Annotated in this window: 21 protein-coding genes; 10 read left to right on the top strand and 11 right to left on the bottom strand. The window is 67.0% G+C overall.

Annotated features, from left to right (window positions below):
- Window positions 1–55: 55 nt before the first annotated feature.
- The 3 genes from ACOGI8_RS07125 to ACOGI8_RS07135 all read left to right on the top strand — a co-directional run bounded on the left by ACOGI8_RS07125 (window position 56) and on the right by ACOGI8_RS07135 (window position 3,050).
- A complete protein-coding gene (locus ACOGI8_RS07125; protein ID WP_419856379.1) occupies window positions 56–1,555 on the top strand; it encodes an MFS transporter in 1,500 nt (499 codons plus the stop codon).
- 74 nt (window positions 1,556–1,629) lie between these two features.
- On the top strand, window positions 1,630–2,178 hold the full coding sequence (locus ACOGI8_RS07130) for a thioesterase family protein (protein WP_419856172.1): 549 nt from the start codon (window positions 1,630–1,632) through the stop codon (window positions 2,176–2,178).
- A gap of 119 nt (window positions 2,179–2,297) precedes the next feature.
- Window positions 2,298–3,050 carry a dihydropteroate synthase gene (locus ACOGI8_RS07135; RefSeq protein WP_419856173.1) on the top strand — a complete coding sequence of 251 codons (753 nt, stop codon included), beginning with the start codon at window positions 2,298–2,300 and terminating at the stop codon, window positions 3,048–3,050.
- A gap of 28 nt (window positions 3,051–3,078) precedes the next feature.
- Here ACOGI8_RS07135 and ACOGI8_RS07140 read toward each other — a convergent pair whose 3' ends face one another.
- The 3 genes from ACOGI8_RS07140 to ACOGI8_RS07150 form a co-directional block, all read right to left on the bottom strand.
- Window positions 3,079–3,471 carry a type II toxin-antitoxin system VapC family toxin gene (locus ACOGI8_RS07140; RefSeq protein ID WP_419856174.1) on the bottom strand — a complete coding sequence of 131 codons (393 nt, stop codon included), beginning with the start codon at window positions 3,469–3,471 and terminating at the stop codon, window positions 3,079–3,081.
- Between the two features lie 17 nt (window positions 3,472–3,488).
- A complete protein-coding gene (locus ACOGI8_RS07145; RefSeq protein WP_419856175.1) occupies window positions 3,489–3,773 on the bottom strand; it encodes a hypothetical protein in 285 nt (94 codons plus the stop codon).
- 196 nt (window positions 3,774–3,969) lie between these two features.
- Window positions 3,970–5,016, bottom strand: coding sequence for an HNH endonuclease (locus ACOGI8_RS07150; protein WP_419856176.1), 1,047 nt, complete (start codon window positions 5,014–5,016; stop codon window positions 3,970–3,972).
- A gap of 241 nt (window positions 5,017–5,257) precedes the next feature.
- Here ACOGI8_RS07150 and ACOGI8_RS07155 point away from each other — a divergent pair, with 241 nt between their 5' ends.
- The 3 genes from ACOGI8_RS07155 (at window position 5,258) to ACOGI8_RS07165 (ending at window position 9,013) form a co-directional block, all read left to right on the top strand.
- On the top strand, window positions 5,258–6,619 hold the full coding sequence (locus tag ACOGI8_RS07155) for a hypothetical protein (protein ID WP_419856177.1): 1,362 nt from the start codon (window positions 5,258–5,260) through the stop codon (window positions 6,617–6,619).
- A gap of 534 nt (window positions 6,620–7,153) precedes the next feature.
- Window positions 7,154–7,699 (top strand): hypothetical protein, encoded by a 546-nt coding sequence (locus ACOGI8_RS07160; protein ID WP_419856178.1) that lies wholly within the window; start codon window positions 7,154–7,156, stop codon window positions 7,697–7,699.
- Window positions 7,700–7,762: 63 nt separating this feature from the next.
- Window positions 7,763–9,013, top strand: a complete 1,251-nt coding sequence (locus ACOGI8_RS07165) for a hypothetical protein (protein WP_419856179.1) — start codon at window positions 7,763–7,765, stop codon at window positions 9,011–9,013.
- A gap of 235 nt (window positions 9,014–9,248) precedes the next feature.
- Here the strand turns inward: ACOGI8_RS07165 and ACOGI8_RS07170 are convergent, their stop codons facing one another.
- Window positions 9,249–9,782 (bottom strand): hypothetical protein, encoded by a 534-nt coding sequence (locus ACOGI8_RS07170; RefSeq protein WP_419856180.1) that lies wholly within the window; start codon window positions 9,780–9,782, stop codon window positions 9,249–9,251.
- Window positions 9,783–9,832: 50 nt separating this feature from the next.
- Window positions 9,833–12,211: a molybdopterin-dependent oxidoreductase gene (locus ACOGI8_RS07175; RefSeq protein WP_419856181.1), complete on the bottom strand. Its 2,379-nt coding sequence runs from the start codon at window positions 12,209–12,211 to the stop codon at window positions 9,833–9,835.
- 153 nt (window positions 12,212–12,364) lie between these two features.
- Between ACOGI8_RS07175 and ACOGI8_RS07180 the strand changes: the two genes are divergently transcribed.
- Window positions 12,365–12,565 carry a ferredoxin gene (locus ACOGI8_RS07180; protein ID WP_419856182.1) on the top strand — a complete coding sequence of 67 codons (201 nt, stop codon included), beginning with the start codon at window positions 12,365–12,367 and terminating at the stop codon, window positions 12,563–12,565.
- 107 nt (window positions 12,566–12,672) lie between these two features.
- Here the strand turns inward: ACOGI8_RS07180 and ACOGI8_RS07185 are convergent, their stop codons facing one another.
- From ACOGI8_RS07185 to ACOGI8_RS07200, 4 genes are all read right to left on the bottom strand, one after another.
- Entirely contained in the window at window positions 12,673–13,734 is a 1,062-nt protein-coding gene (locus ACOGI8_RS07185) for a 3-hydroxyacyl-CoA dehydrogenase NAD-binding domain-containing protein (protein WP_419856183.1), read from the bottom strand.
- Complete coding sequence (locus ACOGI8_RS07190) at window positions 13,731–14,618, bottom strand: 3-keto-5-aminohexanoate cleavage protein (protein ID WP_419856184.1); 888 nt, start codon at window positions 14,616–14,618, stop codon at window positions 13,731–13,733. The genes ACOGI8_RS07185 and ACOGI8_RS07190 overlap by 4 nt, the downstream gene beginning before the upstream one ends.
- Entirely contained in the window at window positions 14,611–15,846 is a 1,236-nt protein-coding gene (locus ACOGI8_RS07195) for a TauD/TfdA family dioxygenase (protein ID WP_419856185.1), read from the bottom strand. Before ACOGI8_RS07195 ends, ACOGI8_RS07190 begins: the two co-directional genes overlap by 8 nt.
- Before the next feature lie 130 nt (window positions 15,847–15,976).
- Complete coding sequence (locus ACOGI8_RS07200; protein WP_419856186.1) at window positions 15,977–18,415, bottom strand: xanthine dehydrogenase family protein molybdopterin-binding subunit; 2,439 nt, start codon at window positions 18,413–18,415, stop codon at window positions 15,977–15,979.
- Between ACOGI8_RS07200 and ACOGI8_RS07205 the strand changes: the two genes are divergently transcribed.
- Window positions 18,414–19,280, top strand: coding sequence for a methyltransferase domain-containing protein (locus tag ACOGI8_RS07205; protein WP_419856187.1), 867 nt, complete (start codon window positions 18,414–18,416; stop codon window positions 19,278–19,280). The genes ACOGI8_RS07200 and ACOGI8_RS07205 overlap by 2 nt on opposite strands.
- Here ACOGI8_RS07205 and ACOGI8_RS07210 read toward each other — a convergent pair.
- Window positions 19,273–20,193, bottom strand: coding sequence for a PfkB family carbohydrate kinase (locus ACOGI8_RS07210; RefSeq protein WP_419856188.1), 921 nt, complete (start codon window positions 20,191–20,193; stop codon window positions 19,273–19,275). The genes ACOGI8_RS07205 and ACOGI8_RS07210 overlap by 8 nt on opposite strands.
- A gap of 109 nt (window positions 20,194–20,302) precedes the next feature.
- Between ACOGI8_RS07210 and ACOGI8_RS07215 the strand changes: the two genes are divergently transcribed.
- Complete coding sequence (locus ACOGI8_RS07215) at window positions 20,303–21,925, top strand: AMP-binding protein (protein WP_419856189.1); 1,623 nt, start codon at window positions 20,303–20,305, stop codon at window positions 21,923–21,925.
- Between the two features lie 21 nt (window positions 21,926–21,946).
- Here ACOGI8_RS07215 and ACOGI8_RS07220 read toward each other — a convergent pair whose 3' ends face one another.
- Complete coding sequence (locus tag ACOGI8_RS07220) at window positions 21,947–22,546, bottom strand: HhH-GPD-type base excision DNA repair protein (protein ID WP_419856190.1); 600 nt, start codon at window positions 22,544–22,546, stop codon at window positions 21,947–21,949.
- Between the two features lie 101 nt (window positions 22,547–22,647).
- Here ACOGI8_RS07220 and ACOGI8_RS07225 point away from each other — a divergent pair, with 101 nt between their 5' ends.
- Window positions 22,648–23,094 (top strand): hypothetical protein, encoded by a 447-nt coding sequence (locus ACOGI8_RS07225; RefSeq protein WP_419856191.1) that lies wholly within the window; start codon window positions 22,648–22,650, stop codon window positions 23,092–23,094.
- Window positions 23,095–23,142: the final 48 nt, after the last annotated feature.

Genomic DNA, 23,142 nt, shown 5'->3' on the forward strand with positions numbered 1-23,142 from the left:
CGCTTGAGGGTTCCCTCCGCAGAGCCGATGCTGTCGCCGTAACCTCGCACGCGTGATGGCCGGCGGCCCGACACATCTCGACTCGGCGCGCGGCTGGGTCACGGCCTGTGGCGCGGCCCTCAGCGTCATGGCGGCGTTCGGGACCATCTACAGTTTCAACGCATTCGCCAAGAGCATGGCGACCGAGTTCGGTACCGGCCACGGACCGATCAGCCTTGTATTCGGCATCACGGTGTTCTTGTTCTTCGGCAGTGCTGTGGTTTCCGGTCGCTTGTATGACCGCTTCGGTATCGCGCCCCTCCTGGTTATAGGCGGGTCGATGTTCTGCGGCGGCCTCTTCGCTATGTCGCACGTATCGGTGCTGTGGCACGGATACGTGCTGTTCGGCGTCGGCTTGGGCTTCGGCGGCGGTCTCTTCAATGCACCGTTGTTCGCGCTGACGGCGATGTGGTTCGCTCGTCATCGAGCTGTGGCCCAAGGGCTCGTCGCCACCGGTTCGGGATTGGGAACGATGCTCTTCGCGCCGCTGGCGCAGTGGTTGCTGGAGATCCATGGATGGCGTGGCGGCATGAGGGTGCTCGCGATTGTGGCAGCCGGGATCTTTGTGACGGCGCTGTTCATGATCAAGCGGCCGCCAAAGATGGAAATGGGTGATGCCGCTCGTCATGTTGCGCTCGTCGTGCGTTCCGCACCTTTCTGGCAGATGGCAATCGCAGGCATCTTCTTCACGGTGGCGGTCATCGGTTCGTTGGGCTCCGTGGTCACGTTTGCCCAAGACGATGGCCTTCCGGCACGAGCGGCGGTAGCGCTGTTCACCATCATCGGCTTCGCAAGCATCGTGGGGCGCATGGCGCTCACCAGCCTGGCCAGGCCGCTGGGTTCGGTCCGGCTGCTCAAGATCGCCTTTTTCGGATTGCCCATCGCATACACGGTTTGGTTCTTTACGACACGAGTCGGTGGGCTGGAGGCGAAGTTCGTCCTTTTGATCGTGTTCGCATCGATCCTTGGGGTGTCCTACGGCGGCTTCGTGGCGCTGCTCGGCGACGTCACCGCTCACCTATTCGGCTTGGCGGGCCTCGGTGCGGTCATGGGCATGTTGTTCTTCAGCTCCGGCACCGGCGCGCTCTTCGGTCCGCCGCTGATGGGATTCACAGCAGATGCCACCGGCGGCATCGGTCTGCCGATCGTCATCGCTGGCCTCATCGCGGCAGTGGGGGTTGCGGTACTGCTGCCCATGACGCGCCACCCGGTTCCGCTGCCGACGTATGTGGGACCACCCGGTGTGTCGCCGCCGCGTCCCGCTCCGCTCGCTGCCTCGCCTCCCCGGCCGCTGGTGCCGCCGCAGTCGGTCATGCGCGGGCCGAATGGGGAAACCGTCGCGCCGATGATCAGGCCGGTCGCTGACCCGCTGACGGCCGCACAATCGCTGCCGCTCTCGGCTGCGCTACGCGGCGCTCCGCCCGAGGTGTTCTGGCCGACGCTGGTTGAGGGCGCAAGCGAACAGAACGGCGCAACTGCACCGGTGGCCGTGGCGGACCTGGCCCGCAGCAATTGAGCTGGATCGCTGGTTCACTTGCTCGGCACGAACTGGCAGATACAGCAGACGCGATGACCTCGGAGACGAACGGCGTGAGCGACCGACCACTGGAACCGCAGCCGACCGACGCTGTGTCCCGAGCTCCGGTCCCCGTGCTGAGAGGCACCGTGCAGGAGGGGTGGATCGACTACAACGGCCACCTCAACGCCGGCTATTACCTCGTGGCCTTCGACGACGCCATCGCGCCGTGGATGGATTACATCGGCATGGGCACCGCCCATCGTGAGGTGCGTGACATCACGACGTTCTCCGCGGAGAACCACATCACCTATGTGCGCGAGATCGGACCCGATGAGCCGTATGTGATCTCGGTCCAGCTGCTGGGCTTCGACCGCAAGCGAGTGCACGCATTCCAGGTCATGACCCAGACTCGCGACGACTACCTCGTCGCCACCTGCGAGGTCATGTCGCTGCACATCGACGGCCCGACCCGGCGTGTGGGGCTGATGGCCGACGAGCCCTACCGTCGGCTCGGCGAGATCTGGGAGGTGCACCAGCATCTGCCACTGCCGCCTCAGGTCGGTCACGTGATCAACATCCGGCCCTCGGACGAGGCCTCGCTGCACCCCGACCTCGCCTGAGGCCCGCACACGACCGAAGCAGCGGCATCGCGTGGAGTGTGCTGGCGTCTGCCTCGTCGCGCCGCCCAGTCCCGCAACAGCCTCGGTGCGGCCCGCGGCGCCCTGACTATGTTGCGGCCGTGGAGATCTTCGGCGTGGTGAACGCCTCTCCAGACTCGAAGGCCAAATTCTCCGTCGTAGAGGGCTGCGCCGAAGCTGCCGCCCGCGGGGCCGAGCTGCTGGCGGAGGGCGCCGATCATTTCGACCTCGGCGGCGAAGGTTCCACGCCAGGCAGCGACGAGGTCAGCCCCGACGATGAGTGGCAGCGGGTCGAAGGGCCGCTGCGAGGGCTGCTGTCGCTGGGCGCGGACGTGGCGATCGACACCCGCAAGCCCGAGGTGGCGCGCCGAGCCCTCGACGCCGGCGCAACCGTGCTGAACGCGGGCGACGCTTTGCAGTCACCCGAGATGATCGAGCTCGCCGCCGAGCGCGAGGTCACCGTGGTGCTGCCGTTCATGCTGGGGCGTGACTTCCGAAGCGTCCGCGATGTGCGCGGTGACCCGGTGACGGTCATGGTCGAGTGGTTCGCCTCGCGGATTGAACGCTTGCGCGAGGCGGGCGTGAAACAGCAGCTGCTGCTCGACTGCGGCGTGGGCTTCGGCCCGCACGACATGGACTGGCCCGAACGGGCGGCGTACCAGCACGCCATCTACAGCGGCCTAGGCGAACTTCGCCGCTTCGACCTGCCCCTGTACGTGCCCGTGCCTTGGCTGCAGACACCCGACCGCCTAGAACTGCTCGACCTGGCGCTCTCCCAAGAGCCCGACTACGTACGAGCCCACCGCCCCGCCCAAGTCCGCGAACACCACGCAGCTCTCACCACCACCAGCTAGGGCCGCGTCCCATACGGCAGTGTCGTTGTCAGACTCGCGTGACGGTGACGTTGTCGGCGTAGTCGGCGAGCGCGCTGAGGTCGTCGATGTCGCCGGTGAGCACGGTGCCGCCGGGTTCGGCCGTCGCCACCACCAGAGCGTCCACTGCTGAGCCGCGCCGGGCGAACGCTCGCAGCACACCGGCCCGGCGTGCCAGCGGCTCAGAGACTTCTTCCACCACGGTGCATGACTTCAGCAAGCGATTGACCGCTGCATCGGTTTGCGGCCTTCCGCTCAGCGACTCGGCCAGCACGACGGTCGGAACGATTGGTGGCCAGGTAGAACCCTGCATCAGGAAGTCGATCAGTTCTGCGCTCTGACGCCTGCGCCCAGATTCGGCCAGGCGGCTCAACCCGCCCGAGTCCAAGACCAACGACGTCATGATGCTCGCCGAAGCCGTCAGTCCTCAGGAAGGCTGGCCTGCCGCGCCGCAACAGCTTCCGCACCGGCACGCAGCGACTCGATGATCTCCCGAGCCTTGTTCTCAGCCCACTCAGTTTCCTCGGCGGTGGGTGGCCCCAACTCGGCGAAGACCTCTTCGACGTACTCCTGCGCCGCACGGATCTTCTCTTGGCGTTCGCAGTGTGCTCGCACGGCATCCTGCAACAGGCCCGACGCCGAGAGTCCTTGCGACTTGACAATGTTGTAGAGCTCGTCGGAGAGATACACCTGCATCCGGGGCATACGCCCAATATACATACAACCGCCCAGCGCACAATTCGAAGCCGGATCGGTCCCTGTTGTCGCGGCCACCGCAAGCCATCACATGACGCCCCGGGTGACCTGCACGTGACCCGAGTGCCGTCCCCACGAGCCCACACAATCGACTACCGGCAGAGGGGCAAGACCGTGGTGCCGTTACCGGGTTGCCCCCAGTGGATCAGTGCGGTGACGCTCGGGCCTCGGATTGGCCATTGGTGGGCCCCAGGGGCGTGGTCGGCGGTTGGAGTGCGAAGCCGGGGGTGTCGGGGTTCCATTCGACGGTGAAGCCCTGTTGGTGGATCTTGTCGTTGTGGCAGTCGGGGCAGACGGTGACGAGGTTGTCGTAGTCGGTTCGTCCGTCGTGTTGCCAGTGGTCGATGTGGTGGTGCTGGCAGCGTTCGGGCGGAATGCCGCAGCCGACGCAGCCCTTGTCCCTGAGCGCGAGGGCTGCGCGCTGCATGTCGGTGGCGCTGCGGCTGGTGCGTCCCATGCGCAGATCACCGGTGGCGGCTTCGAAGATCGTGGGCAGCAGTTGGGCGTCGACGGCGATCTTGGCGATCTCCCCGATCGGGATCGGGGTGCCGTCAGCCAGCCGCCCATTCGCGAGCCGGCGGTTGAGGGTGTCATAGTCGGCCACCACGATCAGCGACGCGCCCGCAGGACGCTTCGCGTCGGGGTCCAACATGAGCTCGGTGATGGCGTCCGCGGTGCGTTGTGGGGGAGTGCGCCGTTTGGCGCGGTCTTCGTTGCGGAACAGCCGCCGCTCGGCGGCGGCGATGGCGGTGCCGAGTTGTGCGCCGGTGAGGGGGTCGACTTCGAGGTGCACGACGGTCATGCCGTCGCTGTGACGAGTCAGGATCGTGCCAGTGCGTGCTTGGCGCTGCCGCTCGAGCACCGATGCGCCGTGGTCACAGGACACGTCGGCGACATGGCGTGCGACGGTGCGGCGGAACTCGTCATAGCCCTCCCGCTGCGCCCGCGCGGCCAGCATCGCCTCGTCGATCGGGGCGTCGCCGGCGGTGCGGGCGATCAGCTGCGCGTGACCCACCGGCACCGATCCCGCGGCGAGCCCGGCCCGTGTGGCGTGCAGATCGCCCAGCCGCACAGCGTCGCGGACCTCGCCGCGCGCTCTGCGACCCGAAACCGCCATCTCGTGGGTAGCAGCATGCGCAGCAGCGCCGTCGCCGCTGCGGCGAGCGATCTCGCCCAGCGCGTCGGCTTTCATCGCTGCCAGACGCGATTCTGCCCGAGTGATCTCACCCAAACGGGCACGCAGATCCGACCCGCACAGCCCGACCACACACACCCCGCCCAACGCACCCTCAGCCCCAGAACCCGCTCCGCTCTCACCGGACGCAGCGGCAGCAGAGGCCGCGGCTCCCGAGAGAGCACCCTCGCGCTCTGAGGCAGTCTTGGCATCGTGGAACGGTGCAGCGGCGGAGGCTGTGGCCCCGGCTTGAGCGCCCTTGCCCGTTGAGCCGGACCCGGCGACGCCCGCTGGGATCGCAACCGGCAGGGCGGCTGTCGCGGGTGCGCCGCTGTGCCCCGAATTGGTCTCGACGCCGTTCCTTAACATGGGAACAACCGTACGAGGGGGGTGTGACAGGGTCACGACGCTTACCCCAACCCGACAGCGCTGCACCGATCGTGGCCTGACCTACGATCCTCCGACGTGCCGCGTGGTCGGCGGGTCTCCGGGAGGATCAGTGGGGTTGGAAGACGTACTTGCCAAGGCGCGCACCGAGTTGTCGCCCGGAAATCTGGGGCTCGAGACGAACGTGCAAGTCAAGGTGGTGCGCCCCATCCTGCGCAGCTTGGGATGGGACGATGCTGATTCTTCGCATCTACGAGCCGAGTTCAAGACTGAATACGGCCGCGTCGATGAAGCACTTCTCGACGAGTTTGGCAGCCCGTTGGTTTTCGTCGAGGCCAAGAAGCAAGGTCACCTGAAGGATGTGACCCGCCACTACAAGGCGCTGAGGCAGATCTTTCGCTACGCCAGGTATCGAGAGGTGCCGATCCTGCTGCTCACCGATGGCGAGACGTGGGACTTCTACCTCCGCCGGGCTCCAGGACCGCCGGCAGAGCGTCGCTTCCTGCGGCTGACCCTGACAGAGCCCGTCGATATCGAGCAAGCGGCTTCCGATCTCCGCACATATCTCAGTCGGGACGCCATGCTCCAAGGCGACTCCCTACGTGCCGCCCGTGCGCGGTTGAAGCGAGAGACGGCACGCGGCAAGAGGCGACGCGACATCGCGGCCGCGTGGCAGAGGTTGCTGGAGGCGGGCGACAAGTCTCTGCGGTCGTTGATCGCCGACAGGGTCGAACGAGAAATCGGCAAACGGCCCCCGGCTGCTGAACTCACCGACTTTCTTCGTCAACAGAGCGCGCATGCGCTGCCGAAAGACGACCCGACACCAGCCTCACTGCGGCCGTACACCTACGACGAATTGTTCCCAGACGACCTGCCCCGAACGGATTACACCCAGGACGAACTCGACCACCTATCGCCAGAAGAGATGTCCGACGTCATCGAATGGTGGGCCGAGTGGGGGCTGGACGAGCCCGCAGAGTCCGATTCGGCCTCGGATGATTCGAGCCAGGTCGTTGAATTCGTGCTGGCTGCACAGCGCACCCACGACGGTTGGGCGACTGCTGCCAATGAGATCCGTGAAGCCGCCGAGGAACACGACGATGAGCAGACGTATCTCGAAGCCATGCCGATGGCGGAACTTCGACAATTCGCGAAGCGTCTTCAGGTCCGGCCAGGCGGCCGAAGCAAGCAGGACCTCGTAGAAGCACTGGTCGAGTGCCTCGACTGGTTCTGACGGGCGCAGGCACCGCTCCCGCTGAATGTCGCCGGCACGCAACGCCCCGTCGAGAGGGGCGACGGAAAGCACGACCGGCGAAAAGCCGTAACCCCGGCTGTTTGCCGTAGCAGGGACGGTTCCGGGGTCTTCAAGGAGGACGCCACGCGCCGCAGCGACGAGGTCAGTGGCCAAGCGCGATACCGGCTAGTTGCAAGTCACTGCGCCGCCTCTCACTGGGCCATGCGACGCCGACGGCCGACGCACACGGAAGCAGTCGGTTCGCCGCATAGGCACCCTCACGACCGGCCTCTCGTGCAAGACGGCATGGCTCCTGCGGTCCGGTTGCGGCCGGCTTGTACTTGCCGCTTCGCAGCAGCGTCGCCTCGCACAAGCCGTTGGCGGCACTCGCAGGCTCGGCTACGGTCACGGTTGTCACGCACATAGCCCCATGCCTTGGGGCGGTTCATCACCAGTGGAGAGGCCCAGCCGGGTCCCTTCGGGCGTGATGAGCCCGTGCGTGACACACAGACTTCTCCACCGGAGGGACCCACCATGCCGAGAATCATCGCCGCCGCGGTTGCCATGATGCTGCTCGTCAGTTGTGCCAATACCGACCGCGAGGCAGATGCCTCGAGCACCGAGCCGGACACGACAGAGGCTCCCACCACAATGACAATGCCGACCACCACGGTGGCTCCTACCACGACCGTGCCGTCCACGACCACCTACGCGCTGACTGTCACCCTGTTCGACGAAGAGCGCTTCCGTCCTCTCAGCGACCGTCAGTGCAGTAGAGCGACCGATCCCGGCAAGAGCTTCGACAACGTGCCGAGCGCTACCTACTCACTGGTCGATCAAACCAACAACATCATCGGCATTCTGTTCCCGGTGGTCGAGCAACAGCCAGACTGCACGTTTGCCTACACGGGCGAATTCGAAGCGCTGCCCGATTTGTTGTTGATACGGGGTCCGCGGATGCAGCAGAACGGCTTCCCAGTGCGCCGCAGCGACTGGGCCGAGAATCGAGCAGTGGCAGGCCAGATTGTCACGCTGCTTGTCGATCTGTCTCTCAGCGTGAACACCGACTGGCTCGACTGAGGCACAGCATCAAGTTCGTCCGCGGCCACCAACGCAAGCAAGTCAACTCGACATGGCCGTGTCGTGCCGGCCCTGATCTACGATCCTCCCAACCGTCGTGCGCTCGTCGGTAACCAGGGAGGATTCGTGGGACTGGAGGAAGCGCTCGTCAAGGCGCGGGCCACACTCGAATCGGGTGATCTTCACAGCGAGGCTGCGGTCCGGCTCGCGGTGATCGTGCCAGTGCTGACGGCGCTCGGGTGGGACCCTGCCGATCCAAAGCAGTGGGTTCCGGAAATGCCGGTACCGAGCGGTCGGGTTGACGATGCGTTGAAGAGCGATTCGGGTATGCCGCTGGTGTTCGTGGAAGCCAAGAAGCACGGCAACCTGAGCGCGAAGGCTGAAGAGCAGCTCTTCGACTACGCAGCCAAGCAAGGCGTCCCAATGCTGGTGTTGACCGATGGAGACACTTGGGATCTGTACTTGGCCATGGCAGCTGGCGAACCCCATGAGCGTCGCTTCGCGCATGTTGAACTGACCCAAAGCGGCGACATGGCCACGATCGCCGAAGACCTCTCAAGATTCCTGCAGCGCGACGCCGTGGTGAATCAGCAGGCGAACTTTGCAGCACAGCAACGGCTTGCAGAGGTGAATGACCGCCTCAAGGGCAAACGGGGACTGGCTTCGGGGTGGTTGTCGCTCCTGCAGGAAGGCGATGATCTTCTGCGTGAGCTGTTGATCGACCGGGTCGAGGAACGCACTGGTTCGCGTCCATGGGCCGAGGATGTCGATGCGTTTCTCGCAGGGTTGGCTGACCGGCTCGGCTCATCAGCGTCTCCGCCCAAGCCGGATACGGGATCGACATCCGGGCGCGCTGAAGCTCGTCGACGGCGCTCGGCAGCAACTCGCGGAAAGGGCCCGGCGATAGGCGCTGTACTGGACGAGGCATTCGACATGCCCTCGACGCCTCCGGCAACATCGACTTCGCAGACGAGTCTCAGAGGTTTCGTGTTCCGCGGAGAGACCTTCGCAGCACCAAACGGCAGCGCAACATTGGTGCGCCTCGTCGAGACACTGGCGGCTGCGGACCCTCACTTCCTTGAACGATGGGCCGCCTACAACCCGAGTGGCAGGCTCAAACGACCGCGTGCCGTTCGCTCCGGCCACGAGCTGCTGCGCAGCGAGAAGAGTCAGGCGTGGTTCACGCCACTGCGTGCATATGAGGATTGGTGGATACTCACCAATCTGAATAACGCTGCCAAGCTGGAAGAGATGAGGCGGATGACCGAAGTCGCGGGATTGACCTGGGAGGCCGACGTTAAACCGCTCCCTTAGGCCTCGGCGGTTCTCCGGTGGTTTGGCGCTTTGGTCAGCGGCAGAGGCCAGTCGCCAGCAGGTTCGAGGGCTATCTGGGCGTGATTGTGGTGTGGGGTGAGTGAGCGCCGGTTGCGGTCCCCGTCAGATGCGCCGGCAACTATCGCGCTCTTCGAGGCCGATTGTCTTCTAGATCCACTGATTGTCCACGTTGACCGTCGTATTGGCGCAGTGGCCATCTGAGTAACCAGGCCAACTAGCGCTCAGCCATCGTCGCTGCTGTGCCGACGCCGCAGGAAACATCCAGAGCCACAGAAGCGCCTCTCTGGGTAGCGGGCAAGAACTCCTTGAATTGCTCGTCTTCCTCAGCCGTCTTCGCTGCCTCGGACATCGTCTTCCTGTAGTTCTCCTTTGCCTCAGGGCAGGGAACCGCCATGGCCCTGCGGCACCGTTCTTCGTTTGCATCTGCGAAACGGGCAGGGTCGACACCGGAGGGCAGCAAGGTGGCCAACATCTTGAGGCACTGCTCAAGAGTCACTCCTGGAGCTTCGGTCGTAGTCGTGGGGGCTGCGGTACTCGTGGTCGGAGCGATTGTCATCGTCGAAGTTGCTGTCTCCGTAGTTGTCGTCGAAGCGGTCGTGGTCAAAGTCGTCGTGACGGCAACGGAAACATCTGCCTCACTAGAAGCGGGCACCTCCGACGCGGTCCTGTCCGCCTCGGCTTGGATGGGGTCGCTGCCACAGCTGGCGAGCATCAGCAGAGCTACGAGGCTGGCCGCGAACTTTTGCACCACGGTTCCCTAGTGAAGTCGTGGCGTATCGGTGGAGGGCAGGAGCTGGGTCAGCCGGCGACGGGTTCTAGGGCTACCCGGACGTGCTTGTGGTGGGGGGTGAGTGAGAGCCAGTCACGGTCTTCGATGTCGGTGAGCTCGTTGACGGCCACGCCGTGGATCTTGTGCTCGCCGTCTTCGTCGGGATATTCGGTGCCGAACCCGTGGGGGAGTGTCACGTGGCCGGCCATGACCGTGTCGGTGACCTCGGCGGGTGCTTCGGCTTCGCCGCGCTTGGAGACGATCCGCACCCGGTCGCCGTCCACCACGCCGAGCGTGGTGGCGTCGTCGGGGTTGATCCGCAGAGAGCCGGCCTTGTCCTTCTTGCGCCACTCGGGATCACGGATCACATCGTTGGCGTTGGACGACCGGCGCTCGCCCGCCGAGAGCACGAACGGGAAGCGGTCCTGCCCGATGGCCGGCTCCTCGTCGGCCAGCGACCGGAACTCGTCCTCGAGCTCCTCGATGTACAGGTGGATCTTGCCGTCGGGGTGCGCGATCCGGTCCCACGTCTGGGAGTACTCGCTGACGCTGTAGATCATCCCCGACGGCGAGTTGACGAGCTTGTCGAACAGGTTGCTGGCCAGTTCCAGCCCCTCGCCCTCGACGCCCGCGGCCCGCACCTCGTCGGGATAGCGCATCGAAGCCTGCATGGCAGAGCCGAACATGATCGCCGCGGGCGCCATGTTGCCCAGCGTCGGCCCCAGCGAGTCGTAGAGAACGACCGGCAGCTTGGCCCCCACATCAGGATCCGACGACGACGCCTGTCCCAGCACCTCGATGAACGCCTCACGGCCCTGCTGCGCCGCATCGGCCAGCCCATCGGTGCCTGCGGGGCGTCCGCCCATAGCAGCCACCAGCCGGCTGTGGATCTCGGCCTCGGGCAGCGACTCGCCCAGCGGCTCGAGGATCGGGTGTCGCACCTGGAAGTAGTTCGCAGGCATCTCGCCGGCGAAGAACGTCGCCTCGGGCTTCTCGTACTGCGAGCAGGCCGGCAGCACGTAGTCGGCCGCCCGAGCCGTCTCGGTCATCGCCACGTCGATCACCACCAGGCACTCCAGCTTGGCGAAGGCCTCGCGGAACCGCTTCGAGTCGGGCAGCGTGTGCAGCGGGTTCGCCGACTCCACGATCATGCCCCGGAAGCGGTTCGGGTGATCGGTATCGATGCAGTCGGGAATCGCCGCGCAGGCAACGAGGCCCGAGAGCATGGCGTTGCCGGTGACGGGATCGACCTCGCCCTCGCCAGAGTGGCCGCAGATCGGAGCGAGCCGCAGCGGCAGGTTCATGCCGCCCGGCTTGGCGAAGTTGCCGGTCACCAGGTACAGCAGCCGCTGCAGCCAGCTGTTCAGCGTGGAGTGGGGCGCCATCTCGATGCCGAGGTCCTCCTCGGTGGACAGCGACTTGGCGGTGCCCATGGTGCGTGCGGCGGCACGCAGCTCGGCCTCGTCGATGCCGCACTTGCGAGCACAGTCGGCGATGTCGGCGCCCGAAATCAGGTCGCGCAGCTCGTCCCAGCCGGTGCACTGCTCCGCGAGGAACTTCTCGTCGGTCAGCCCCTCCTCAACCATGATCGCCAGCAGAGCCGCCAAGGCCCACGCATCGGTGCCGGGGCGGACGCGCAGGTGATGATCAGCCATCGCCGCCGTCTCGGACACCCGCGGGTCCATCACTACGAGCTTGCGCTTGTCGTCGTTGCGGATCTTGTTGAGCTCGTTGCGCGACTCGGGGAAACCGTGGCTCTGCCAGGGGTTCTTGCCGATGAACACCGCGCAGTCGGTGTGCTCGAAGTCGCCCATGGCACCGAGGTTCTGCTTGCCGAACATCTTGCCCTGCGCCCAGAACATGCCGGTCTTTTCTTGGGCGAGCGCATTCGAGCGGTACTTGACGCCCAGCGTCTGCAGCACGCCGCGGGCATACGCACCGGGGAAGTGGTTGCCCTGCCCGCCGCCGCCGTAGTAAAGGATCTTGTCGCCGCCGACCGAGTCGCGGATGCCGGTCAGACGCTCGGCGACTTCGGCGATCGCAACATCCCACGACACCTCTTCGAAGGTGCCGTCGTCGTTGCGGCGCAGCGGGGTAGTGAGGCGGTCGCGCCCATTCTGGTAGTAGTCGATCCGTAGGGCCTTCTCGCACGTGTAGCCCTTCGAGGCGGGGTGCTCCTTGTCGCCGCGCACACGGGTGATCTTGCGACCGTCGAGCCGCACCTCGATGCCGCAGTTGTTGGAGCACAGCACGCAGGCGGTCTTGTGCCAGACCTTGGTGGGGTCCTCCTCGGTGTCGTTGGTCGCCGCAGCGGCGGCTGGAGCGCCTGTGCGCTTGGCTCGAAGTGCTGCAAGTCGGGCGTTGGCATCGGACATGGTGTTTCCTTCGGCGGCAGGCGGCGTGGACACGACAAGGCTACGGCGCGACCGGGCCCGCTGCCGGGAACCGAGGCGACGCCGTGGCCCGCTCGCCGGGTCGAGCGCGCGTCCGCGCTAGCTTCGGGCCATCCGGGGCACCGCCGCGCCCCGCCAATATTTGGCCCCAGCGGCCTGCAGGAAGGAATGCCCGTGCGGATCAGTGTGGATGCCGACAAGTGCCAGGGCCACAACCGCTGCTACTCGCTGGCGCCGGAACTGTTCGATGTGGACGACTACGGCTACGCCACCGCGGCCGGCGACGGCGAGGTGCCCGCAGGCATGGAAGACAAGGCTCGCCTTGCTGCTGCCAACTGCCCGGAGTACGCGGTGCTGATCGAGGAGTAGCCCCGCGAGCTTGGCCGACACGAGCAGGGGTGGGCGGGCTGCGCCGACTCGGTGTGCGTCCCGGGCAGCAACCTCGGTGCTGATCGCGGCCAACGCCGCAGTGCCATCTAGCCGGCTGCTGACATGCGTCGACGCAGGGCGGCCAGGCTGCGGCCAGCGCCCCAATCGTTGGCCTCCAGTGCCAGGAGCAGGTCGACGAGGTTGCGGTCTCGTGCCGCGCACAGCTCAGCGACTGGTTGATCGCCTGACTGCTCGTCGGATTGGGTGATCAGCGTGGCGATGAACTCGGGGGTCAGTTCGGGCACGTCGGTGAGCTTGGTCCACGGCTGCTGCAAGGCCGGGCCGAAGTGCTCGATGAAGTGCCGGAAGCCGCCCTCGCCGCCTGCGGTGGCGTAAGTCTGGAACACCCCCATCTGCGCCCAGCGCAGCCCGAACCCGAGGCGCATGGCGTCGTCGATCTCGGCGACGGTGGCGACGCCGTCGTGGACGAGCCACAGCGCCTCCCGCCACAGGGCTTCGAGCAGCCGATCGGCTACAAAGCCGTCGACCTCAGAGCGCACCCGCAGCGGCGCCATCCCTGCCGCGTTGAACCAGCCCATCGCCCTTTCGATCGTCAGCTCGGAAGTTTGGCTGCCTCCCACAACTTCGACAAGCGGCAGCAGGTACACGGGATTGAACGGGTGGCCGACGACTAGCCGTTCCGGGTGCTGCATTTCCGCCTGCAGCTCGCTCGGGCGGATGCCCGAAGTGGAGGACGCGATGACGGCATCCGGCGCAGCAGCGGCCTCGACCTCGGCATAGACGGCCTGCTTGATCTTCACTCGCTCTGGCACGCACTCGTGGATCAGAACAGCGTCGATCACGGCGTCGCCGACCTCACTGGTGAGAATGACCTCGCCTAGCGCTACGGCGTGCGCTCGCTCGCTTCGCTCGCCGGTCTCGCGACTCAGCAGCCCCAAGCGTTCCCAGGCGGCTCGCGCCGCTTCAAGGGTGGACTCGACCTGACGTGACGCAGTTGGCAACGGGTCGTAGACCTCCACGTCGACGCCGCAGAGCGCCCAGCGAGCAGCCCACGCCGCGCCTATCACTCCCGCACCCACGACCGCGACGCTGCCGGGGAGTTCGCCGTCGGCAGCGTCCGCGTGGCCGGTGGGGCACGGGTCAGTCAAGACCGCTTCAGCTCGAGCTTGTCGCGGACTTCTTCGGGGCCGATGACCCGGTAGTTCATGGCTTCGAGGATCTGCTTGGCCCGCGCCGTCAGATCGGCATTGGTGGCCAGACGCCCGCGTTCGAGATACAGGTTGTCTTCGAGGCCGACCCGGGCATTGCCGCCGGCAACCGCTGCCAAGGCCACGTACGGCAGTTGGTCGCGCCCCAGTGCGAACGCCGAGAACGTCCAGTCGTCGGGCACGTTGTTCACCATCGCCATGAAGGTGTTCAGGTCCGGCGGAGCGCCCCAGCGGATGCCCATGCAGAGCTGCACCATCACTGGCGCCTCGATCACCCCGGCTTCCACCAGTGATCTGGCCTCCCAGAGCTGACCGGTGTCGAAGGCCTCGATCTCGGGCCGCACGCCCAGCGCCTGGATCTGGCGGGCCATCTCCATCAGCGTGTCGTGCGTGTTGGTGGCCACGTAGTTGCCCTCGCCGAAGTTCATCGTGCCGCAGTCGAGCGTGCAGATCTCCGGCCGCAGCTCGCGAACGTGGGCCAGACGCTCGGTGGCGCCGGCCATGTCGGAGCGCAGCGGGTCGGGCGGCAGCGGTTGCTCCACGGAGCCGATCACGAAATCGCCGCCCATGCCGGCTGTGAGGTTGAGCACCACGTCGGTGCTCGATGCCCGCACCCGCTCCACCACTTCGCGGTAGCAGTCGACGTCGCGGCCTGCGTCGCCGGTGATCGGATCGCGCACGTGCACATGGCAGATCGCAGCGCCTGCTTCGGCGGCGTCGATCACGTTCTGGGCGATGTCGGCAGGCGTGTAAGGCACCTTGTCGGACTTGTCGACCGTGTCACCCGCACCGGTGACAGCACAGGTGATGAAGACATCAGGCATCAGCGGGATCCTCCCTTGCAGCGCGGCGCAGCAGTACGCGCAGCCGCGAATAGAACTCGTCGGTGTCCATGTAGGTGCCGATGAGCCGCCGGCGCGTCCCCGGATGCGGTTCGAAGGCATCTCTCCCGTGCAGCACACGCCGGTTGTCGAACACCACGATGTCACCGGGCCGGAACGGGTACCGCATCTGAAATAGCTCTGAGCCGGCCGTCTCGCTCAGCAAGCGCATCGCTGCGTACGCACGGTTCACTTCGGCGGTCGGCATGGCCGGAAAAGCCCTCACCGGGTGGAACGCCCGGTAGGTGTACGGAACCCTGCCGTCGCCGGTGTCGATGACTGGGCCCTGCCAGCGATGGTCGTGCTCGGGCGAACGGTTGAAGAACACCCACTCCAGCGTGGTGAGCGCCTCGAAGGCATCGGGCTCAACCGCCCGCAGGTGCTCGGCGATGGCCAGGCCGTCGGCCATGGTCGACCGTCCGCCCTCCACGCTGTTCTCCACGCAGTGCAGCAGCTGCAGTCCCGGCGGAACCTCCCGGGTCGGCAAGTCGGTGTGGGGCGCCAGCCGCTGCCCGGTGTTGGCCAGCGAGGTCGGCGTGATGTCGACATCGACGTGCCAGGTCAGTCCGAAGTTGGAGTCGCGCATGGCGCCGATGAGTCCCGCCGTCTGTGCAACCGTGTCGGGACCGGTCCCGCAGTCGGCAAGGCGAATGAGCCCGTAGCACGCAAGATCGCACAGTGCCGCAGCGAGCGCGCTGTCGTCACAGAGCACAGTTGGACCGTCGTGAGTGACCGGTTCACTGTGCTCAGCCGCAGTCCACGGCACGGGAGCGGGAACGACCGCGAAGGGTCGGTGCATCTGGTCCGCGACATGGCGCAGCCAGCCCGGATGGAACGTGGCGTCGCGATGCTCGGGCTCGAAGGTCACCGCGAGCGCCCCGCCGTCCAGGTCGATCCGGCCGAGGCACAGGTGAGCATCGATATGGGCGGGGTCGAGCTCGCACTCGCGGGTCACCGGGTCGATGCCGCCGGCACCGGGCGCGTTCTCGCGCAACCACTTCGGATGGCACTCGAGCGTGGTCCCGTCGGGCCATTCCAGCGCCGCGGTGCCACTCGCGGTGAGGCAGGCCGAAGCGAGTGCCGCCCACGGGTACGTGTAGTAGTCCGGAGTGGGGCAGTCCGCAGCGGGGCAATCCAGCGTGGGCGGATGGGCATGAACCCGCTCGGTCACTGGGCAGATTGTCTCACAGCCTCGGTTGTATCCCGGCACATCCGAAGGCCGTCTTGGCCGCTGCCGGTGCACGGTGCACGTGCTATCCGGCGTGCCAGCGAGACGTCGGGAAACTGGGCGTGCGGCCTGCCTAGATCCCTTCGGCGGCTGCGAGACCTTCCGGGTCGACGTCCTGGCCGGCCACCATGGCGGCAAAGATCTCGGGCGGTTCCTGCCAAGGATCAGCCAGGCTGCCGGCTCTGGCCGCCTCGATGGCCTCCCACACGCGCTGGGGGCTCATCGGCATGTCGATATGCCGCACGCCCATATGCGCCACGGCATCGATGACGGCGTTCTGCAGCGCCGGTGTCGACCCGATGGTGCTGGCCTCGCCGATGCCTTTCGCTCCCAGCGGATTGAGCGGCGAGGGCGTCTGGGTGCTGTGCACCTCGAAACTGGGGAACTCGGCGGCCGACGGGAACAGGTAGGTCATCAGCGTGCCGGTCTGCGGGTTGGCGTCGTCGTCGAAGACCACTTCCTCGTACAGCGTCTGCGCAGCGCCTTGGGCGATGCCGCCGTGCTGCTGGCCCTGCAAAAGCAGCGGGTTGATCACCGTGCCCGCGTCGTCGACCGCGATGTGTCGCAGGTAGTGGATTTCTCCCGTGTCGGTGTCGACCTCTACGACTGCAATGTGCGCGCCGAACGGGAAGCTGGCCTCGCCCTGGTCGAAGTCGAGCTGCGCTGCGAGCCCCGGGTCGATGGGCTCGCCCCGTTCGGCCGCAGTGCTCTCGGCTTCGGTCGGGTCACCGAGCAGCCCGTCCGGTGCATCGTCGACCGCCGTGGCCAGCTGTGCCCAGTCGACGGATCGAGCCGGCACACCAGCCACGCTGAACGTGCCCACCGCAGCGTCGAGCACGATGTCGTCGACGCTGGCTTCGAGCAGGTGCGCCGCTAACCGCTGGGCTCGATCGATGAGCACGTCGGTGGCGTTGGCAACGGCCGAGCCGCCCACCTGAACCGACCGGGAGCCGCCGGTGCCGCCGCCGCGGGGCACGAGGTCGGTGTCGGACTGGATGAAGCCGATGCGCTCCACATCGATGCCGGTGCGGGCCGAGACGATCTGGGCGAAGGTCGTGTGATGACCTTGCCCGTGGGCGCTGGTGCCGACGCGGATAGTGGCACCGCCGTCGGGCTCGATGCGTACCGCAGCGAACTCGCTGGTCAGACCGCCGGCGGTGATCTCGACGAAGCTGGCGATGCCGATGCCGAGCTGGCGCACGTCGCCGCGCTCGCGCCGGGCGCGCTGATCGGCCCGCAGATCGTCGTAGCCGGCGAGCTCGACGGCACGCCGCAGGGGCAGGGCGTAATCGCCGCTGTCATAGGTGACGCCGGTGAGCGTGTCGAAGGGGAAGGCGTCGGGCGAGATGAAGTTGCGCAGCCGGATCTCGATGGGATCGATGCCGGTCTCGATGGCGGCCTGATCGACCAGCCGTTCGAGCAGGGCAGCTGCCTCGGGTCGCCCAGCACCCCGGTATGCGCCGGTGGGCGTCGTGTTGGTGACTGCCGTGGCCACGTCGAACCGAATGGACGGAAAGGCATACGTGCCGTTGGACATGCGCTTGGTGCCTGCCGGCAGCATCGTTCCGATGTTGGGGTAGGCGCCGGTGTCGCCCACCAGACGCACGCGCAGCCCGGTGAACGTGCCGTCGTGCCGCACGCCGAGCTCGACGTACTGCACTTGCGCGCGGCTGTGCGCCAGCGTGGTCATGTCCTCGCTGCGTCCCGGCGTCCAGGTGACCGGTCGACCCAGCCGATCCGCCAACGCCGCCACCACGGTGTGCTCGTGATACAGGCCGGCCTTGGCGCCGAAGCCGCCGCCGACGTGCGGGGCGATGACGCGCAGCCGCCCGGCGTCCCAGCCGAGTGCGTCGGCGAGCTGCATCTTCGTGAGGTGCGGCATCTGGGTGGCGCAATACACGGTCATCCGGCCGTCGTCGCCGGGCACAGCGGCGCACGAATTCGGCTCGAGCGGCACCGCCGCGATCTTCTGGTTCACGTAGCGGCCCCGCACGATGTGATCGGCGCCGTCGAGCGGATCGGTGCCGGGCGGGTCGGTGATCTCTGTGGCCACGTTGTTGGGCCGCTCGTCGAAGAGAGCTGGAGCGCCAGGGGCCAGCGCCGCCTCGGCATCGGGTGCTGCGGGCAGCGGTTCGTAGTCGACGGCAACCAGCTCGGCGGCATCGACTGCTTGCACCAGGGTTTCGGCCACCACGACGGTGACCGCCTCGCCCACGAAGCGCACCTTGCCGACCGCCAGCGGGGGACGGGCGAACTCGTCGGCCACAGCGACGAAGCCATGGTGCGGCGCCACGCCGAGCTCCGCTGCGGTGAGCACCTCGATCACGCCCGGTGCCTGCTGTGCCTCGCCGGTGTCGATGCCCCCGATGCGTGCATGGGCAACGGGGGAGCGGACGAACACCGCGTGGCACATGCCGGCCGCCGAGTGGTCGTACACGTAGCGCCCGCCGGCGGTGAGCAGCTCGGGGTCTTCGCTGCGTCGGACTTCGTTGCCCAGGATCGATCCGGCCATGGGCGGCGAGGCTAGCGACGGGCCGCTGCGCCATCCGGCTCGTTACGCTGCCGCCGTGACCGGCGGCGACGTGTACACCCACGGCCATCAGCCTGCGGTGGTGGCACAGCACGCGCGGCGTACCGCTGAGGACTGTGCGGCTTTTGCGCGGCACGTGATCGAGCCCGATGCCCGGATCCTCGATGTCGGCTGCGGACCGGCGTCGATCACCGTCGGCCTCGCCCGCTGGGCGGAACGAGGTCACGTCACCGGCATCGAAGTCACCGATGAGATCCTGGCGACCGCGGCAGCCACGGTGGCAGAGGCTGGCGTCGGCAACGTGACGCTGGCCAACGAGTCGGTGTACGAGCTGCCCTATGACGACGGCACGTTCGACGTGGCGTACGCGCATCAGGTCTGCCAGCACCTGTCCGATCCAGTGGCCGCGATCTCCGAGATGGCTCGGGTGGTGCGCCCCGGCGGCTGGGTGGCCGTGCGCGACTCCGACTACTCGACCATGCGGGGCTACCCCTCGAGCACCGAGATCACCCGCTGGCGAGAGGTGTACCGGCAGGTCTGCCGCCACAACGACGCCGAGCCCGACGCCGGCCGCCACATGTATGCGTGGTTCCGTGCTGCCGGGCTGCCCGATGTACAGATGTCGGCGTCGGTGTGGCAGTTCTGGACTCCCGAGACGCGCCGCAACTGGGGCTACTCGTGGGCGGATCGCTGCCTGCACACGAGCTTCGCTCGTCAAGCCGTCGAATACGGCTATGCCACATCAGACGAGATGGAACAGATCGCCGCCGGTTGGCGAGCATGGGCCGACGATCCCGACGGCTATTTCCACTTCATTCACAGCGAGGCGCTGGCGCAGGTCACCTGAGCGACTCGGCCAGGACAGTCTCTAGCTCGGCGTCGTCGGGCGGGTCTGCGCCCGGACGGGTGCAGGTGATTGCGGCGGCTGCGGCCGCACGTTCGGCGATTGCTCGCCATTGCCGCAAGTCGAGCGCGGCGAACGCAGCCCGGTCGGCGCCGAGCAGTTCCCACAGCGAAGCCAGCACAGCGCCCACGAACGAGTCTCCGGCGCCGACCGTGTCGACGATGTCGACGGCCGGCGCCGCCACATCGGTGGCGCCGGCGGCGGTATACACCGCAGCTCCCTCGGCGCCGCGGGTGATGATCACCGCGGCGGCTCTCCCGTCGAGCAGTTCCCCGGCGCAGCTCTCAGCGGAGCGTCCGGGCCAGATCCACTCGATGTCCTCGTCGGAGGCCCGGTAGAGGTCGGTGGCCTGCAGCCACCACTGATGGAAGTGGTCCCAGCGCTGCCGGCTTGAGATGACCGCCGGTCGGACGTTGGGATCCAGCGAGACGATGCCGTCGTGACGTTCCGCGAGCCGGGCCAGGACATCGGCCGTGCGCCCGCGGAACATGCCGAGCGTCCCGCCGTGCACGATGTGCGGGCCGGCCCCGATCGGCGACAGGTCGGCCGATCCGAGCGCGGTGTCGGCGGTGTCGGTTCCCTCGAATCGGAACGATGGGCTCGGCGTCAGGCTGATGATGGCGCGTGCCGTGGGCTCGGGACCTCGTTCGGCTGCGCGCAGGTCGACCCGGTTGCGCTCAAGGTGCTTCCAGATGAGCTCGCCGTCGGCATCGGTCGACACCCGTCCGATGAATGCACTCGGCGCACCCAGCCGGGCTGCGGCGATCGCCGCGTTCATCGGCCCACCGCCGGGCACCGAGACGGGCTCGTCACCGCCCAGCACGTCCACCAGCGCCTCGCCGCAGCAGACGATCATCCGGCTGCCCTCACCGCGCCGCCGTCATGCCAACGCCCCCACTACGGCAGTCTCGCCCGCGGGCGCAGCCAGATGACGACTCGGCGCTGCGCCCGCAAGACTGTCGGCCATGTCTGCTGCGACGCCGGTTGCCGTTCCCGACAACTATCCCGCTCTCGTCGACCGGGCGGCCCGACTGTTCGGCGGTTCCGAGGCAATCCGCGACGGCGACATGTCGATGACCTTCGCAGAACTGGCGGAGCGCTCCGAGGCGTGCGCGGCAGCGCTGGTGGCGAATGGTCTCCAACCTGGCGATGCAGTCGGGTTGTGGGCGCCCAACGCATGGGAGTGGGTGGTCGCAGCCATGGGCACGCTGCGCGCCGGCGGTGTCATCGTGCCGGTCAACACCCGGTTCCGGGGTCGCGAGGCCGCGTATGTGCTGTCGCGGGCGAGGGTCAAGCTGCTCTTCACCGTGGTCGGCTTCCTCGGGTACGACTACGTGGCTGACCTCGAGGCCGCCTCCTCAGACGGTCACACCATTGATTCGCTCGAGCGCACAGTGATCCTGCGCGGCGACACGCCGCCGGGCACCACCTCGTTCGACGAGTTCGTGGCCGCAGCCACTCCCGACGGCTTCGCAGAAGCTGCGAGGCGCGCAGCCGCTGCCGCGGGCGACGACCTCGGCCTGGTGATGTTCACTTCCGGCACGACCGGGCTGCCCAAGGGGGTCATGATCCGACCGGCGTCGATCATCCGCAGCTTCAGCCAGTACGCCGACGAGCTGGGCATGCGCGCCGGCGATCGGATGCTGGTGATCAACCCGTTCTTTCACGCATTCGGATTCTGCGGCTCGATCACGCCGTGCATCGTGAAGGGGGCCACGATCCTGCCCCATCCCGTATTCGAGGTTGAGGCCGTGCTGGAGCGGATCCAGTCCGAACGGGTGACCGTGCTGCCGGGCCCGCCAGCAATCTTCCAGTCGATGGTCAATTCAGCGGGCCTCGACCGGTACGACACCTCCAGCCTGCGCTCGGCGATCACCGGAGCGGCGGCGATTCCCGTGGAGACGGTGGTGGCGATGCGCGAACGGCTCGGTTTCGAGACGGTCATCACCGCGTTCGGCATGACCGAGACGCACGGTCTGGCCACGATCTGCTCGGCCGGCGACCCGCCGGAGCTGGTGGCGTCCACGAGCGGGAAGGCGCTGGCAGGCATCGAGCTGCGAGTGGTGGATGACGACGGTCACGACGTGACTGCTGGCGAGCCGGGGGAGCTGCTGGTGCGCGGCTACTGCGTCACCACGGGCTACCTCGACGATCCCGAGCAGACCGCCAAGACCATCGACTCCGATGGCTGGCTGCACACGGGCGACATCTGCGTGATGAACGAGCTCGGCTACATCGACATCACCGACCGCAAGAAGGACATGTACATCAACGGCGGCTTCAACGTGTACCCCGCCGAGGTGGAGAACGTGATGTCCGAGCATCCGCTGATCGGTCAAGTGGCGGTCATCGGCGTGCCCGACGAGCGGCTCGGCGAGGTCGGCGCCGCATTCGTGGTGCCGTCGCCGGCTGGCGCTCCTGAAGCCGATGCGTTGCGGGCTTGGTGCCGCGAGCAGATGGCCAACTACAAGGTGCCTCGCCACTTCTGGAATGTGGAGGCGCTGCCGCTGAACCCGTCGAACAAGGTGCTCAAGACCGACCTGCGCGAGCTGGCCGCCGAACGTCTGGGCGCGGAGCTGGCTGGCTGAGTGTCCGGTCGGTCCAGCCGCTCAATCCTGCTTGGACTTGCCGGCGGCCTTCTGGTTTTTCTTCCAGATGCGGACCTCGGCGAGCGCATCAGGGCCGTCGATGTCGGCCACTGAACGCGGCTGACGGTCGGCGAACGGGCCGGCCACAGCCTTCCAGCCGCGGGGTGCTACGCCGAAGCGCTTTGCCAGGATCGCCACGAAGATCTTGGCCTTCTCGTCGCCATACCCGGGCAGTGCCCGGAGCCGGTCATACAGCGCCTTGCCGCTGCGAACGTCGGCCCAGATGGCGCCGGCATCGCCGTCGTAGTGCTCGACGATGTGGCGTGACAGCTCGCCGCAGCGCTTCGCCATCGATCCGGGGAAGCGGTGCAAGGCCGGCTTGGTCTTGAAGGCGGCTTCGAGCTCGTCGGGATCCATCTCGGCGATGGCGGCCGGCGAGAAGCGGTCGCCCAGCCGTTCGGCCAGCCGGATCGGGCCCTTGAAGGCCCATTCCATCGGGATCTGCTGGTCGAGCATCATCCCCAGCAGCAGTGCAAACGGGTCGTCCCGCACGAGCTGATCGGCCTCAGGATCGCCCGTGACCGCCAGCGTCCCCCCGATGTCACCCGCGCTGCTCGCCATGGAGCCGCACGCTACTGCGACGGAACTGGCGACGGTGTTGGTGAGTTCGCCGGAACAGGAAATGAGTTTGCGGCGCGCACGGTTCCGCGTATGGTCAGGGCATGGAGTGGTCGAACGTGGGGCCGACGCTGACGGTGTTCGTTCCGATCGCCATCGCGTTCGCCGGTGGCGTGTGGGCCGTGATCAAGTGGGGCTTCGGGGGAGTCACGGACCGCATCGATGGGGTCGTCGATCTCGTCAACTTCCGGTTCGATGACCAGAACGACCGGGTTGATGCCCGTTTCGACGCGGTCGACCACCGCTTCGAGTCCGTGGATGTCCGGTTCGACGCAATCAACCACCGGTTCGATGCGGTCGACCACCGGTTCGAGTCCGTGGATGCCCGCTTCGATGGGGTGGATCACCGGTTCGACGGGGTGGACCACCGGTTCGAGGGGCTGGACAAGCGCATTGACGGCATCGACCGGCGCATCGACGAGATGCGTGTAGACGTCAGAGCGATCGTCAACCGGCTGGACGTGCTGCAGGCATCCATCGCAACCGCATAGACAGCCACTGGCCCGAACGGTCCCGACGCCTTTATCGAGGTCCGCCGC

Source organism: Candidatus Poriferisodalis sp., assembly GCF_965204195.1.
In the GTDB taxonomy this organism is placed as follows: Bacteria; Actinomycetota; Acidimicrobiia; order Acidimicrobiales; family Poriferisodalaceae; genus Poriferisodalis.